This is a genomic window from Solibacillus sp. R5-41, from assembly GCF_002736105.1.
Lineage (GTDB): Bacteria > Bacillota > Bacilli > Bacillales_A > Planococcaceae > Solibacillus.
In genome coordinates this window covers 2,887,144-2,903,379 of sequence record NZ_CP024123.1, presented here as the reverse complement: position 1 = coordinate 2,903,379, position 16,236 = coordinate 2,887,144, and the positions used below count along the sequence as shown (strand labels likewise).

The 16,236-nt window shown below is 37.5% G+C and carries 14 protein-coding genes, 1 other RNA gene and 1 other annotated feature; of the genes, 12 read left to right on the top strand and 3 right to left on the bottom strand.

The genetic code is table 11. The features are described 5' to 3' along the window. The first annotated feature begins 138 nt into the window (after positions 1-138). Positions 139-1,338 carry an iron-containing alcohol dehydrogenase gene (locus CSE16_RS14335; protein WP_099425845.1) on the top strand — a complete coding sequence of 400 codons (1,200 nt, stop codon included), beginning with the start codon at positions 139-141 and terminating at the stop codon, positions 1,336-1,338. 41 nt (positions 1,339-1,379) lie between these two features. Here the strand turns inward: CSE16_RS14335 and CSE16_RS14330 are convergent, their stop codons facing one another. Further along, positions 1,380-2,996, bottom strand: coding sequence for an N-acetylmuramoyl-L-alanine amidase family protein (locus tag CSE16_RS14330; RefSeq protein ID WP_099424531.1), 1,617 nt, complete (start codon positions 2,994-2,996; stop codon positions 1,380-1,382). 155 nt (positions 2,997-3,151) lie between these two features. Next, positions 3,152-3,392: a binding site (T-box leader), on the top strand. A 73-nt stretch (positions 3,393-3,465) separates the two neighbouring features. On the opposite strand from CSE16_RS14330, the gene hisS reads away from it, so the two are divergent. From hisS to ssrS, 5 genes are all read left to right on the top strand, one after another. Further along, complete coding sequence (gene hisS, locus CSE16_RS14325) at positions 3,466-4,734, top strand: histidine--tRNA ligase (RefSeq protein WP_099425844.1); 1,269 nt, start codon at positions 3,466-3,468, stop codon at positions 4,732-4,734. 18 nt (positions 4,735-4,752) lie between these two features. Continuing rightward, the gene (aspS, locus tag CSE16_RS14320; RefSeq protein WP_099424530.1) at positions 4,753-6,528 is read left to right on the top strand and encodes an aspartate--tRNA ligase; all 1,776 of its coding nucleotides are present in this window, start codon (positions 4,753-4,755) and stop codon (positions 6,526-6,528) included. Between the two features lie 501 nt (positions 6,529-7,029). Continuing rightward, positions 7,030-7,458 (top strand): MarR family winged helix-turn-helix transcriptional regulator, encoded by a 429-nt coding sequence (locus CSE16_RS14315; RefSeq protein WP_099424529.1) that lies wholly within the window; start codon positions 7,030-7,032, stop codon positions 7,456-7,458. Positions 7,459-7,469: 11 nt separating this feature from the next. Further along, entirely contained in the window at positions 7,470-8,651 is a 1,182-nt protein-coding gene (locus CSE16_RS14310) for an MFS transporter (protein WP_099424528.1), read from the top strand. A 351-nt stretch (positions 8,652-9,002) separates the two neighbouring features. Next, positions 9,003-9,206, top strand: a non-coding RNA gene (ssrS, locus tag CSE16_RS14305) — 6S RNA. A gap of 207 nt (positions 9,207-9,413) precedes the next feature. Here ssrS and CSE16_RS14300 read toward each other — a convergent pair. Next, a complete protein-coding gene (locus tag CSE16_RS14300) occupies positions 9,414-9,614 on the bottom strand; it encodes a stalk domain-containing protein (RefSeq protein WP_099424527.1) in 201 nt (66 codons plus the stop codon). 117 nt (positions 9,615-9,731) lie between these two features. Between CSE16_RS14300 and CSE16_RS14295 the strand changes: the two genes are divergently transcribed. Then, on the top strand, positions 9,732-9,971 hold the full coding sequence (locus CSE16_RS14295) for a hypothetical protein (protein ID WP_099424526.1): 240 nt from the start codon (positions 9,732-9,734) through the stop codon (positions 9,969-9,971). A gap of 55 nt (positions 9,972-10,026) precedes the next feature. Next, entirely contained in the window at positions 10,027-10,329 is a 303-nt protein-coding gene (locus CSE16_RS14290) for a YunC family protein (protein ID WP_099424525.1), read from the top strand. A 67-nt stretch (positions 10,330-10,396) separates the two neighbouring features. On the opposite strand, the gene CSE16_RS14285 is transcribed toward CSE16_RS14290, so the two are convergent. After that, on the bottom strand, positions 10,397-11,356 hold the full coding sequence (locus CSE16_RS14285; RefSeq protein ID WP_253896094.1) for a c-type cytochrome: 960 nt from the start codon (positions 11,354-11,356) through the stop codon (positions 10,397-10,399). Positions 11,357-11,656: 300 nt separating this feature from the next. Here CSE16_RS14285 and CSE16_RS14280 point away from each other — a divergent pair, with 300 nt between their 5' ends. The 4 genes from CSE16_RS14280 (at position 11,657) to CSE16_RS14265 (ending at position 16,231) form a co-directional block, all read left to right on the top strand. After that, the gene (locus CSE16_RS14280) at positions 11,657-12,340 is read left to right on the top strand and encodes a response regulator transcription factor (RefSeq protein WP_099424524.1); all 684 of its coding nucleotides are present in this window, start codon (positions 11,657-11,659) and stop codon (positions 12,338-12,340) included. A gap of 383 nt (positions 12,341-12,723) precedes the next feature. Next, the gene (locus CSE16_RS14275; RefSeq protein ID WP_099424523.1) at positions 12,724-14,331 is read left to right on the top strand and encodes a glutathione ABC transporter substrate-binding protein; all 1,608 of its coding nucleotides are present in this window, start codon (positions 12,724-12,726) and stop codon (positions 14,329-14,331) included. Between the two features lie 68 nt (positions 14,332-14,399). Continuing rightward, positions 14,400-15,323: an ABC transporter permease subunit gene (locus tag CSE16_RS14270; protein WP_099424522.1), complete on the top strand. Its 924-nt coding sequence runs from the start codon at positions 14,400-14,402 to the stop codon at positions 15,321-15,323. An 11-nt stretch (positions 15,324-15,334) separates the two neighbouring features. After that, on the top strand, positions 15,335-16,231 hold the full coding sequence (locus tag CSE16_RS14265; RefSeq protein WP_099424521.1) for an ABC transporter permease: 897 nt from the start codon (positions 15,335-15,337) through the stop codon (positions 16,229-16,231). Positions 16,232-16,236: the final 5 nt, after the last annotated feature.

Sequence of the window (16,236 nt, the reverse complement as noted above, 5' to 3'; positions counted from 1 at the left end):
AAATGCCCAATTCTGATGAGGACGATTAACCAAGTAATGAGCGTTTATGTCTAAATTTAGCGAATGGAAAGTATTGATAATAGTGAGGAATTAGTATATAAAAAAGTAAATACTAATTTTTGGAAAGGTGCGGATTATATGTATCAAACGTATTGTAGAACTTTTCAAAGCTCCATGAAAGTAGGGATGAAATTATTAAATTGGCGCAAGCCCGTACTGTTAGAAGGTCCAGATAGCCTGTTAAAACTACCAGAATTAGTAAAAGGTCTCGAGTATAACCGTGTATTGATTGTAACGGATAAAGGAATTACGAAATTACAGCTAATGGACCCACTTCTAGAAGCATTCAATGCAGATGGAATTCACTATACGATATACGATGAAACGGTACAAAACCCAACGATTCATAATGTGGAAGAGGCATTGATGCTGTATCACGTTGAGCAATGTGAAGCGATTATTGCATTTGGCGGAGGTTCACCGATAGACTGTGCGAAAGCGATTGCAGCGAGAGTTGCGCGACCAGATAAAGAGCTCTCACAATTGAAAGGCTTATTCAAAGTTCGAAAAGACATGCCAACGTTAATTGCCGTACCAACAACAGCGGGAACTGGAAGTGAAGGAACGATTGCTTCAGTCATATCAAATAGTGAAACATATGAAAAATTCGCCATTATGGATCCGGTACTCATCCCTCATTATGCTGTGTTAGATCCATTATTAACGATTAATTTACCAAAAGGCATTACATCGACAACGGGGATGGACGCCTTGACACACGCCGTGGAAGCATATATAGGACGTAGCAATACAGAAGAAACGAGAAAATTTTCACGAGAAGCGGTCAAAATAATATTTAACTATTTATATAAGGCTTACGAAGATGGGAGTGATTTAATTGCTCGAACTCAAATGCAGCGGGCATCGTATTTAGCGGGGTTGGCCTTTACGCGTGCTTATGTTGGCAATGTACATGCAATTGCGCATACATTAGGCGGTTTTTATAATGTGCCACATGGACTTGCGAATGCCGTCATCTTACCGCATGTTCTAAAATTTTATGGTGATTCAGCAGCGAAGCCATTAGCGGAGTTAGCCAATATAGTAGGCATAGGGCAATTTGGCGACAGCGAAGAGAAAAAGGCTAGTCTTTTCATCGAGGCAATTGAGCAATTAAATGAACGAATGGGCATTCCAACGAAAATTGAAGGCATTGTGAATCGCGATGTCCCTTTAATGGTTGAACGTGCATTGAATGAAGCGAATCCGTTATATCCTGTACCGAAAATTATGAATAAAGATGAAATGTTTTATATTTATCAAACGATTCAAGCGTAACGAAAAAAGCCCCTTTTAATTAATAAAAAGGGGCTTTTTGCTTATTCATCTAATTGTGCATCAAAGTAGTTCAGTAATCCTTGATAAATTCCGAGTGTCGCTTGTTCACGATAATAATCCGTCGTAATCGCACGTTCCTCTGTAGGATTACTTAAATAACCAAGCTCTAGTAAAATCGCATTTTGTCGGTTTTCTCGTAGCACTAAATAATCGCCAAAGCGTGCGCCTCGATCCTTTAAAGTGACTTTTGAGGCAATACCCGCATGCACATATTCAGCTAATTCTTTTTGATAGCCATTTGTGTAATACGTTGTAAATCCGTGTACAGAGCTATCTTCCAACGCATCATAATGAATACTAATAAAAGCATCGGCGTCTGCTTGATGAGAAACGGCAACACGCTTTCTAAGGTCAATGAAAACATCTGATTCACGTGTCATAATGACGTCTGCACCAGCAGCTTGCAGCTTAGATTTCAAAAGTTCGGCTGTCTTGATCGTAATATCCTTTTCATCGGTGCCTCTTGCGCCTGTTGTCCCGCGGTCATTGCCACCATGTCCTGCATCAAGAACAATAGTTAACCCTTTTAGTGAACCCTTTTTACGCTTTGCTTTATCTTTTTCCTTATCGCGTGAAGTTTGAATGACCTCTGTATTCGTCGTGACAACCCAATTGGCAACGTACGCTTCTTGTCCATCTTCTAGTGCAATTTTGTACCAATCATCTTGTGTTTCGATAATGGGGTACGTTTGCCCTGCATCTACACGAGCCACGACATTGGACGCAGTAGAGGTTGCTTCGCGTAAATTGGTACCATTATAAATAATCGTAACTTTCTCGGCTTCTTTCGTTGTGCTCTCCAAATCTTGTTGCAAATCTTGCTTTGTAAACGTGCCGTAAAAGCTGTAAACCCAGCCTTTCTTCTTATTTTCATACTCAATTTGAACCCAATTATGATCGCGGCTAATCACTTTAAATTGCTGACCAATTTTTGCAGTTCCTAATTTTTTGGACGTTAAATCCGCTTTTTTTCGAACATTTACTTCATTGACCGTAATCGTAAACGTATTCGGATCATTTTCAGTCAATGTTGATGTTGTTGAGGCATTTTTAGGCTCTTCTTTTTGTTCCGTTTTTGAAGCAGGCATTTCTAACACCGTGGCATCATTGATCGTCACATAATTGGCCGAAACCCAGCCGGTATACTCACCGTACTGAATTTGAACCCAATCTTGCTGTTCTTTCAAAAATTGTGCTTCTGTTCCAGACGCTAATTTTGTTAAGATAGCAGCAGAAAGGGAAGGCTCTGCACGTAAATTTAACGAATCCACCTGCGCTATGACCGTTTTTTGAATAGATGCCGCGGTAGGTTTTTCGGATGATTTCACAAGCCATGAAGCGACCCAACCTTCCAGCTCGCCAGCCCGTACTTGAATCCAGTCATCTTGTTTAGAAAGCGCTGTTAATGGTTGTCCATCTTGCAACGTCTCAATAATCGGATAAGATAAACCAGGTCCCTCACGTAAATACAAAATCTCAGCATTGACAATGAGATCCTCGTCATTTGCGAATACATTATGTATCGTCGGCATGCTTGGGAAGAGTGTTGTCAATAAAAGTAGAAAGATGAGACTTATCATTAATTTTCTTTTACGCATTTTTATTCTCCTAGAATATAATTTTTTTATCATCAATTTTACTTATATGGTCTCTCTATTATAAAATCAAAAGTACTAGAAAATATATAGTTTTTTTAAAATGGTTGACAACTGGTGCGGACATCATTAAGATTAGTGTTAATTTAACAAATGAAACAATGCCAATGACCAAAAAAGTAGCAGTTACCAAAGCTGACAAGAGAGGGAAAGACACAGGCTGAAATCTTTCCTACAGAATGTAACATGTGAACAACACTTGAGAGGCGTTTTCCCGAAATTTCAACTTTGAAATCGTAGGGAAAGACGGAATCGGCCGTTATCCGAATTCGAGAGGATGTAGCAATACATCAATTAGGGTGGAACCGCGGAAGTTATCATTGAGCTTTCGTCCCTTGCAATTATTTTGCAAGGGGCGAGAGCTTTTTTTAATGGATAAAATCATGAGGCATAGATGAAAGGGGAGCTTGCAATGAGCTTTAAAGTACCTAGAGGAACGCAAGATATTTTACCGGGACAATCAGAAAAGTGGCAATTAGTTGAAGAGAAAATTCGACAGTTATGTCATGTATATCGATATAACGAACTGCGCACACCAATTTTTGAGTCGACAGAGCTTTTCCAGCGCAGCGTTGGAGAAACGACAGATGTAGTTCAAAAAGAAATGTACACGTTTGAGGACCGTGGTGGACGTTCATTAACATTACGTCCAGAGGGAACGGCTTCGGCAGTACGCTCTTATGTCGAACATAAAATGTATGGGCAAGCGGATCAACCTGTGAAGCTTTATTATTCAGGTCCAATGTTCCGTTATGAGCGTCAACAAGCAGGTCGCTATCGTCAATTCGTTCAGTTCGGTGTAGAGGCGATTGGTTCAGCGGATCCAGCGATTGATGCAGAAGTGGTTGCATTAGCAATGGATGTGTACAGTTCAGTCGGGCTAAAAGATTTAAAGCTTGTTATTAATTCATTAGGTGATAAGGAAACACGCGATGCACACCGTACAGCATTGATTAAGCATTTTGAGCCGTCTATCGGAGAATTTTGTTCAGATTGCCAAAATCGCCTAGCGAAAAATCCACTGCGTATTTTAGATTGTAAAGTGGACCGTGATCATAGCTTAATGTCAACAGCACCTGCATTAACGGACTATTTAACAGGGGAATCAGCACAATACTTTGAGCAAGTAAAAAGTTATTTAGACGTTTTAGGTATTTCTTATGAGGTGGATCCAAACTTAGTGCGCGGATTAGATTATTATAACCACACGGCTTTTGAAATTATGTCGACTTCATCTGGTTTCGGTGCGATTACGACGCTCTGTGGTGGTGGTCGCTATAATGGTTTAGTGGAAGAAGTTGGTGGTCCGGATATGCCGGGTATTGGCTTCGCATTATCCATTGAACGTTTATTATTAGCACTTGAAGCAGAAGGTGTGACATTAGATATTCAAGCTGGTTTAGATATGTATGTTGTCGCAATGGGCGAAGAAGCGAAAACAAAAGCAGTAGAGTTAGTGAGTTCATTCCGTGCAAAAGGGATTTCAGCGGATATGGATTATTTAGACCGCAAAATGAAGGCGCAAATGAAAGCAGCCGATCGTGCCAATGCAAAATTTGTTATTGTGCTGGGTGAGTCAGAGATTGAAGAGCAAGCAGTGAATGTGAAAGCAATGGCAACTGGAGATCAACAAAAAATTGAGTTTGGTCACCTTGTTCAATATATTTTAGAAAACAAATAGTAAGCGGAGGAATAAAAAATGGCACAAAGAACACATGCGTGTGGCGAAGTAACGGCTGCACATGAAGGGCAAGAAGTAGTATTAAAAGGTTGGGTGCAAAAACGCCGTGACCTAGGTGGATTAATTTTCGTAGATATGCGTGACCGTGAAGGGATTGTTCAAATCGTATTTGGCGACCAAGCAAAAGACGCATTAGAAGTAGCGAATAAAATTCGTAATGAATACGTAATTGAAGTGACTGGTAAAGTTGTATTACGTGATGCATCTCAAGTAAACCAAAATATCAAAACAGGTGAGATTGAAATTTCGGCGACTTCATTAACGATTATTAATGAAGCGAAAAATCCTCCCTTTGCGATTGATAATAATGTGGAAGTATCGGAAGATTTACGTTTAAAATACCGTTATTTAGACTTACGTCGTCCAGTTATGTATGACACATTTAAAATGCGTTCAGATGTTACGCGTACAATGCGTAACTTCTTACAAAATGAAGGTTTCCTAGAAGTGGAAACACCGATTTTAACGAAATCAACACCTGAAGGAGCGCGCGACTATTTAGTTCCATCACGTGTTCATAATGGCGAATTTTATGCATTACCACAATCTCCACAATTATTTAAACAATTATTAATGGTCGGCGGATTTGAAAAGTACTTCCAAATCGCACGCTGCTTCCGTGATGAAGATTTACGTGCAGACCGTCAACCTGAATTTACACAAGTTGATATTGAAACATCGTTCTTATCAATGGATGAAATTATCGAAATGAATGAGCGTTTACTGAAGCAAGTGATGCAAGATGTAAAAGGTATCGAGGTGCAAACACCATTCCAGCGCATGAGCTACACAGAGGCAATGGACCGTTTTGGATCGGATAAACCAGATGTGCGCTTTGGCTTAGAATTAAAGCAACTATCGGATATCGTCAAAGAAAGTGCATTTGGTGTATTTGCAAATGCAGTAGCAAATGGCGGCGAAGTAAAAGCGATTAACGTAAAAGGTGCGGCGGCGAACTATTCTCGTAAAGACATCGATGCGTTAGGTGAGTTTGCAGCGGTTTATGGAGCAAAAGGCTTAGCTTGGTTGAAAGTGACTGAAGAAGGATTAAATGGTCCAATCGCGAAATTCTTTGAAGGGGAAGCAGCGACTGCAATCGTGGAAGCAACAGAAGCAACAGCGGGTGACTTATTATTATTCGTAGCAGATAAATCTTCTGTCGTGGCGGATGCATTAGGTGCATTGCGATTAAAACTTGGTAAAGAATTAGAGTTAATTGATGAATCAAAATTCGAATTTTTATGGATTGTAGACTGGCCATTATTCGAATACGATGAAACAGAAGGCCGCTATTATGCAGCACATCATCCATTTACTCGTCCATTCGATGAAGACCTTGAATTAATGAACACAAACCCACAAGCAGTACGTGCTCAAGCGTATGATATCGTGTTAAACGGTTATGAGCTTGGCGGTGGATCATTACGTATTTATGAACCAGATTTACAAGCGAAAATGTTTGAATTACTTGGATTCTCTGAGGAAGAAGCGAAATCACAATTCGGTTTCTTATTAGAAGCATTCGAATACGGCGTTCCTCCACATGGTGGTTTAGCAATGGGTCTTGACCGCTTAGTAATGCTATTAACAGGACGTACAAATTTACGTGACACAATTGCCTTCCCGAAAACAGCGTCTGCAAGCTGCTTACTAACAGCTGCGCCATCAGGTGTTTCAGATGCACAATTAGAAGAATTAAGCTTAGCAGTAACAGCTGTAAAAGCAGAGAAATAATTTATACAAAGCGCAAAATCACATTGTTGATTTTGCGCTTTTTTTTTTCTGCACCGGGTACACAAACTAAAACCTGTAACATACCGATTAACCAAAATAAATTTCACTCTTGCTATTCAGATAGGAAATCTCAATTAGAAAGTATTGCCTACCATAGTAGCGACGTACTTTTTACAGAAAGCACCGGAATTCCGAATTATATTAGTGGAACTTAGGATAATATCGCCACGTACTGCGGCAACGCATGAGTGACCAGTGTCGTGTTATCCTTGCGCTTGTACAAGGACACGGATGGTAGTACAACTTGTACAACAAAGCTGTGTCCCTCAAGTCCTTGAGTCAGAATAACCAGCCTAATACTTTATAAGAATCCTTTATTTCATTTGATATAATCATGCTCATGTTTTGAAAAAGTGTTGCCTTAGCAATAAAATAGGTCTATAATTTCCACATAACATTTATTTGTCAGTGACAATCTTTTTAAAAAGTGAGGCGTTTTTCTTGAATATTAGAAAGAAAGTATTCTTTGATATTATGTTAACCTTCCATCCTTTTGGTAAGCAGTTGAATCAATTTTTAGAGGAATATGAATTACGCAGACCAGAGTGGGCAATTTTTTATTACTTAAATTCCGAACCACAATTAATGCTCTCTGAAATTGGGCAAATATTAAATTTTGATCCTGCAAACGTAACACGCGCCATCAAATATTTAACGAAAATCAACTTAATCGAAATTCAACCATCCTCCAGTGATCGTCGAAAAAAAGAGATTCAAATTACTACAATTGGACAGCAAACTTTTGAGGTGCTACAACAAAAAATCAGTCAATTTGAAGAAGAATTAGTCAGCGGTTTTTCACAGGAGGAATTAGAAATTACGCATCGAACGCTTGAAACCATTCGCCATCGATTACTAGAGAAAGAGTAGGTGTTCCAATCATGAGTCATGAAAAAGAAAAATTGTGGACTAAAAATTTCATCACGGTTGCGCTCATTAATTTCATCATTATCGTTATTTTTTATTTATTAATGGTAACGATTGCAGCGTATGCTGTGAATGAATTTAATGCGACAACTGCACAGGCAGGTCTTGTATCCGGCATTTATATAGTTGGGGCACTTTTTGGTCGACTCATTACAGGCCGTATTATTCAAAGTGTTGGATCGAAAAAAATATTATTAATCGGGCTAGCTTTATTTGTCCTTACACTACTTCTATACTTTATACCAGCAGGCATTACAGTATTAATGGGGATTCGCTTGTTAAATGGAATTGCGGTAGGGGTTGCATCTACTGCAACAGGGACGATTATTGCGCAAATTTTACCGATCGAGCGTAAAGGTGAAGGAATTGGCTATTACAGTATGAGCTCGACGCTTGGGACAGCTATTGGACCATTAATCGGATTGTTACTTATTCAGCACACAACCTATTTTGTTATTTTTGCAATGTGTGTTGCACTTGCAGGTATTTCTCTATTTGCCGCACTTACAACGAATATGCCACTGATAGCTAAATTGACAGCTCCTGCACAAAAAGGCTTCCATATTTCACAATTTATCGATTTAAAAGCGTTGCCGATAGGTATTTTAATTATGCTGTTCGCACTTGGTTACTCAGGAATTTTATCGTTTATTAACTTTTTTGCAGAGGAACGTGACGTCGTTTCGGCCTCTAGTATGTTCTTTCTAGTTTATGCGATTTCACTTTTACTTACACGTCCGTTCACGGGTCGTTTAATGGATGAAAAAGGTGCGAATATTGTGATGTATCCCGGCATTATTTTATTTGCGATTGGACTTGTTTTATTAAGTACGACACAGTCTTCATTTACGCTTTTACTTGCTGGGGCTATTATTGGGATCGGTTACGGAAATGTTGCTTCTTCGTTCCAAGCACTTGCCATTAAAGTGACATCACCCGAGAAGATGGGGCTCGCAACATCTACGTATTTTATTGGTCTTGATATCGGGTTAGGCTTCGGACCTTATTTTCTTGGCTATTTAGAGCCTATATTCGGTTACGGTAAATTGTACTTTGCGCTCGGCATTTTTATTTTCTTCTTTGTGTTCTTATATTATTTTTTACACGGACGAAAAGACCATCTCCTTGCACAATAGTGCTGTTAATGGATAGTGTGTACAGTGCACATAAACTAAATAAAGATTTTACAAAAGGAATAAGAGACAAGGCTATTAACGTGAAGTTTTACCACGACGAATTTACTTTTTAGTTGATAAAATAAAAATTGACTGTAAATTTTATTGTGGAAAAAAATTGTATTTTTGAAACAAATGAGGGGAAAAGGACATAATTATGTGCAATTGGGTAAAATTATCTACTTTCTAAATAATGCAGGAATGTCCTTTTTAACAAGAAATATGTTTTAACTAGTAAAAAAATAATATTTTTAAAAGTAACATATTTTAAGATTGAATTTTCTGAATAAGAGTGCTATTATATTTTTAACACGAATCCTAAGATGTTCGATTGAAATGTTATTTTACGCTTTTGACCGAACAATATATCGTTGGGAGCTTCTTATTACCGCTGTAGCAAACATGCCCCATTAGTTTTTACGGAGCGGGAAGTTTAACGCAGTGACTAGGGCACCCACCTACAAGAATGTGGGATCAAAACGATGTTGGTAACATAACGGCATAATTGGGATTCGTCAATTTCCTTGTCTAAACCTTTCTAAAAATAGAAGGGTTTTTTTGTTTGAATTAACGATGAGGTTTAGATAAGTTAAGCTAGATAAAAAAATGTGAGACAACACGCTTAAAGGCAATGGTCATAAAAAAGCTGTAAATGAAAACTATAAAATTTAGATAGCAAAAGCAGCACCCAAAAATGATGCTGCCCGGTTGAATGCCTGATAATTAATTTTTTGTAATATATACAATCGATAATGCTTCATCAAACGTAATCGTTGAACCGAGTGATTGGCTTACAAAACGTAAGGGCACCATCGTTGTTCCTGAATAAATTTCAGCAGCATGTGTTAGATCGATTGTTTTTTTAATACCATTTGATTCAATATAAGCTTTTTTATTTCCAACAGCGTCCCTTAGCGAAATCAATAGTTAGTAAAAGTATGATTAGCAAATGTTAATAATTTGTAGCAACTTATTGAAGTTTTAAATGATACATAACTCCTACTGAATCCGTACATCCTATGTTTCGAGGAGGTGTTTTTGATGAACGAGCCGAATGTCACGAAAGCAGGTACAAATATTGATGCGGTCAAGAAACTGAATGCTGCGTCAGGTCTTTCCTATAATGATGTGAAGGCAATGTTGGCACAGGCATCACAAGTAGAAACAGCAGATGAAATTCCACTTGAAGAATTAAAAGCGAATGCGGCAGCGGAAAGTAACAACTATAGATTAAATCAAGCGACTGGCAGTATCCATTTAAAAAAAGATGGGTTAAGGTAATTTAGAGTCATCCACTCACACTTTGTCATATGTATAGAGAGAAGGAGTGAAGTGGATGATTTCGTGGGAAAATATTGAAGTGCAAGGGCGTAAATTTTCGGCTGTTACAGTGAGACTTCCGAAAACGACATTACTTACCGTTTCGAATCATGTTGGTTATATTATGTGCGGCGCTTTAGATGTTAACCTGTTAAATGAAAAATTGTCGGATCGTAAAATTATCGCTGGGAGAGCAGTCGGTGTAAAAACAATTGAAGAACTGCTGGAAGCCCCATTAGAATCCGTTACAACAGAAGCAGTATCACTCGGTATTGTCGCGGGTATGCGCGGTGTCGAAGCACTGTTAAAAATGAAATAATATTTTTCACTGAATGAATAAGGAAAAGTCACAGCTCCAAATACAGAGCTGTGACTTTTTGATGTGGTTATTTATAATCTGCTAAAACTTCATCCCAATTAAGCGTGCCATTTTGCGCTTGCTTACGACGTTCTTCTGTCATAATATCGGAAGGAGCACCGTTTGCCCAATCTTTATGATGGTTTTTCCATACTGGTCGATCCTGCGTTAAAATGTAAGCTGCTAAATTCGCTGCCTCTTGATCAGATAACGACTTTTCATTGCCGATTGGCATGTAAGCTTGGATATAACCAGCCATTTTCGACATACGCGCGATGCCTGCCCCATCATTAAATGAAGTTTCTCCCCATAAAGCAGGACCTACGTTTGGACCGTTACCTGAACCGTCCGCTGCGTGACAGGCGATACAAGATTTTTGGTAAAGTGCTTCACCATCTGAAATGCTAGGGGTAGGAATAACTTTCATATCCACTGATTTTGCATACGGACGCTCGCTACCAATTTCGACGCCTTCAGAAATATATTTAAAATAAGCGACCATAGATTCTAATTCTTTACTGTTCGCTTCAAACTTTTCACCGTTCATACTGCGAACCATACAGCCATTAATGCGTTCTTCGATTGTTACAATGTCATCTGGTCGTGGTAAATATTTTGGATAGTCTGCCATTACCCCTACAAGAGTAGCGACTTCTGTTAATCCTGCGCCAGCGTGACAGCTCGTACAAGATAAATTTGCTCCAACTTTATCGGAAGCCGTGTTATGCGTTTCATTTACTAAATCATACCCGTATAATATTGCTTCTTTCATAGGCCCATCTGGAACATCGTCCATACTAGGAGGGTTAAATGCCGTATTATTTGATGGAGCTCCGGCGTTAACCTGTTCATTAGTGACCTCGGTGGCTTCTAAATTAGCTGCTTCTTGATCTGTAGTAGAGGAAACAAATTGATTGTAGACGAAAATGCCACAACTTATTGATATAATGATTCCAATGATTGACATGAATAATGATTTGATATTCATGTGACTCACTCCCTTCTTGTTACCCTAATATTATGTTTTATGCTAAATATTTGCTGTGATAAAAATCACACTCCGACGTTTATTTAGGGTAGAAAAATGAAGTTGATACAAAATATACACAATTAGGAATGAGTAGGTAATTATTTTTATATTATAAAAAAGACGTTAGAATAATAGAAAAGGGATGAATTTAATATACTGATATATTTTCATAAAAACTTAACATTCATTTGTTATAATGAAAGATAAACGAAAAATAAAAAAGTGAAAATATCAAATAACTATTAAAAGGTGAATAGAATGCGGCAAAGAGTTTTAGTTGTAGAAGATGATTTATTATTACAAAAAATGATTCAAGATGAATTAACACTGGCTGGTTTTGATGTTATAACGGCTAATGATGCTGAAAATGCGATGGATTTATTCTTAATGGAGTACCCATGTTTGATTATATTGGATTTAATTCTCCCGGGGATGTCAGGTGAAAAGTTTTGTGAGTGGGTACGCGAGCAGGGGAGAAATGAAGTATCTATCATTATAGTTTCGTCCAAAAATAAAATAGCCGACAAAGTGAACGGATTAAAGATTGGCGCAGATGCTTATATTACGAAGCCTTTTGAAATGATTGAGTTAATCGCTAAAATGGAAGCGGTTTTGCGTCGGACAGGCTTATACTGTCAAAAAATCGTGGACCGAGGTTTATGTATTAAACCGAGGAAAGGTGAGGTCATTTTACACGACGAGGTAATCCATTTTACGAAGCATGAATTTTTGTTGTTGTATCATTTTATGGAACATCCGAATATGATTTTTAGTAGACAAGATTTAATTAATTATTTATATGATAACCACGAAAAAGATGTCCTAGATCGAACAATTGATGTCCACATAAAAAAAATTCGCGCAAAAATTGAAGATAACCCGAGCAAGCCAACACGCATACAAACCGTTCGCGGCATTGGTTACAAATATGTAAATGACTAACTTTAAAAGAGGCTGATCAACATAAACAAAGTTGATTAGCCTATTTTTGATGTCGGAAAATTACTACAAAATATTATAGATGAATTGATAATTATAGAGAAGTTTAAATGTAATAGCAGAATAATGTTGCAATATTCAGAAAAAAGGATTACATTTTAAAAAATAAAGTGAATTTTCAATATAGCGAAGGATATACCAGTTGTTTGTTAGCCTTTTCGAATCGGGCATTTACGGGAAGTACATGATCATGCAGTTCAAATTTTTCAATGGGAGATATATTTTTTAACTACTTATTTTCACCATTGGAGAAAATAAAAGATAGAACTATTTTCTTTCATCAAAAAGGAAATATTTTTATAAATTTTACAAAGGGAGCGAAACGAATGAAGGGAATAAAAAATTTTATATTTCTTTTTGCGATGATTTTTGTGTTAGCAGCATGTACAAATGATGATTCAACAGACCCAGTGAATGAACCAACAAAAGAGCCAACCAATTCTAGTACGGCTGGAGATAATAACAAATCAACTAGTGAGAAAGCTCAAGAATTAGTAATTGCCGTAAATGAGAACTTTATTTCAATGGATCCTCATAATACAGGGGATACGAATTCAAACTCCGTTCAATCAGCAATGATGGAAGGCTTATTAGGTTTTGATGCAGAAGGTCAAATTATTAAAGTGTTAGCCGAGGACTATACAATTAGTGAAGATACATTGACTTATGTATTTAAGTTAAAGCAAGGGGTTACATTCCATGATGGGGCAGCATTTAATGCGGAAGCTGTTAAAACGAATATTGAACGAATTACAAATGATAAAAGTCTTCGTTTATATTCACGTGGATTTAACTTAGTTAATAGCATTGAAATACTAGGAGATTACGAGATAAAAGTGACGATATCTGAGCCATATGGTCCAATGGTAACTCGTTTTGCCTCGGCGAAAATGATTAGTCCAAAAGTTATTAAAGAAAGTAGTGATCAAATTCCAAAAAGTCCAGTTGGAACTGGACCATACAAATTTTCAAAATGGGTACAAGGGGATTATTTATCAATTGAGCGTTTTGATGGTTACTGGGGTGGCAACGACCGTGTTGAAAAAATTACGTTTAAACCAGTATCTGAAAATGGATCTCGTGTAGCGATGTTAAAAACAGGAGAAGCCCATGCCATTTATCCTGTACCAGCGCAAAATCAGGAAGAACTTTCAAAAGCAAAAGATGTAACGGTTAATTCTGTTCCATCAACAATTGCACGTTATGTATCATTAAACACGTTTAAAAAGCCACTTGATGATATACGAGTTCGACAAGCATTCAACTATGCGGTAGATAAAGATGCATTTTTAAAAGTAGTTAACTCTGGATTAGGGGAACCACTTGATTCAATCATTACATCTAAAACGATTTACTATAAAAAACAACAATTATATAACCAAGATATTGAAAAAGCGAAAGCATTATTAGCCGATGCAGGGTACGCGGATGGACTGGAAATTGAAATTTGGGGAAATACAAACTCCGATACAATGAAGGGTATGCAATTTATCCAACAACAATTAAAGCAAATTGGTGTCAAAGTTGAGATTAAATCAATGGAAGAAGCAACACTTTCAGATGAAATTTATGGTGCCCAAACACCAGAAGAAGCCAAATTAAAAATGTGGTATGTAAGTTGGTCGGCGTATGCATCTGACGTAACAAATGCAACGAAACCATTATTCCATAGTGTATCTTTCCCACCAAATAGTGCAAATACAGCTTATTATAATAATCCAGAAACAGACAAAATGATGGATGAGGCAAACTCCATTTCGGATGAAGCAAGAAAAACAGAGCTTTATGCAAACTTACAAGATGTTATTTATAAAGACGCGCCATGGATTTTCTTAGGTGTTGATGAAATATTATATGGCGTTCGTTCGAATGTAAGCGGTGTTATTGTAAATCCAGGTGGAGGGTTGGACGTAGCAAACGCCAAAATCAACTAATAGAAAAATAGGTGGCTTAACTAAGTAGTAATGCCACCATATTTTTTTAGTTGGAAAGGGGAGAAAAGATGCTGAAATACATTGTGAAAAGAATTGTTGAAATAATTCCGATATTAATCGTTGTCTCCATATTGACATTTTTATTCATTCATCTCATTCCTGGGGATCCTGCTCGATTAGTTGCGGGAAAAGATGCCACTTTAGAGGAAGTTGACAACGTTCGAAAAAGCCTAGGTCTAGATAAGCCGGTTGTTGTACAGTATTTCAACTTTATGAAAAATCTAGTGACCGGGGATTTAGGAACTTCTTTAACGACAGGATTACCAGTAATTGATATGTTTAAAACGCGATTTATGCCATCGATTTATTTAACATTTTTATCGATGTTTTGGGCCACAATTATGGGACTTTTCATCGGCATATTTTCAGCCATTAATAAAAATAAATGGCCAGATTATTTAGGAATGATAACGGCAGTATCGGGCATTTCGCTTCCTGGTTTTTGGTTAGGATTAATCTTAATACAAGTTTTTTCTGTCTCTTTAGGTATTTTACCTACAGGTGGATTAGATGGTTTAAGTAGCTATATTTTACCTTCTATCACGTTAGGTGCTGGGATTATGTCGATGATTGCCCGGTTTACAAGGTCTTCGATGTTAGAAACGATGCAATCTGATTATGTTCGTACTGGCCGCGCAAAAGGGTTAAAGGAACGAACAGTAATTCTTCAACATGCATTAAGGAATTCGCTCATTTCCGTTGTTACCGTAGCGGGACTTCAGTTTGGCTTTTTACTAGGGGGCTCCGTTGTGGTAGAAACAGTGTTTAGTTTTCCTGGAATGGGTAGGTTATTAATTGATTCAATTTCATTCCGAGATTATCCAGTTATTCAATCATCCATTTTACTATTTGCCGTTGAATTTATACTTGTAAGTCTCATTGTGGATATTTTATACACTGTCTTGAATCCAAAAATTCAACTTAACACATAGGAGGAGAGAATATGCAATCTTCATCACTTGTAAAACAGGACACAAATCACGTGAAAAATGCAAAATACTCTCCGATGAGAGAATTTTGGAAAGCGTTTAAAAAACAAAAGGCAGCTTTAGTTGCAAGTATTTTCATTTTACTTTTAATTATTATTGCATTTATCGGACCATACATAGCACCGTATGATCCTTTTGAGCCTGATTATAATGCAATACTAGAAACACCAAGTGCCAAGCATTTAGCAGGTACAGATGAATATGGACGGGATATTTTCAGTCGCTTAATCGTAGGAGCAAAAATTTCCTTAATGGTTAGTTTTAGTGCGGTTAGTTTAGGTTTGATAGCCGGTACTATTATAGGTCTAATTAGTGGGTATTTCGGGGGCTGGATTGACAAAATCATTATGCGAACGTGTGATGTTTTATTTTCATTCCCAGACTTGTTATTAGCCATTGCGATTGTAGCGATATTAGGACCAGGAATTAATAACGTAATTATTGCTGTTATGATTTTTAGTATCCCTTCGTTCGCGCGCCTAGTTCGAGGAGCGACATTAAATGCGAAAGAAAATGTGTATGTAGAAGCAGCTAAATCGATGGGCGCTTCCCATAGTCGAATTATATATAAACATATTTTCCCAGAAACGATGAATGAGTTAATTATTTTTGTCACAATGCGTGTTGGTACAGCTATTCTTGCTGCTTCAGGCTTAAGCTTTTTAGGATTAGGAGCAAGTCCTGAAATGCCAGAGTGGGGCGTAATGTTAAGTAGCGGAAGAGATTATTTAGGCACTGCAACTCATGTTGTATTAATGCCTGGTATTGCTATTTTTTTAACCGTGCTTGCTTTTAATTTAATTGGCGATGGTTTACGAGACGTATTAGATCCAAAAATAAAAAATAATTAAAATGA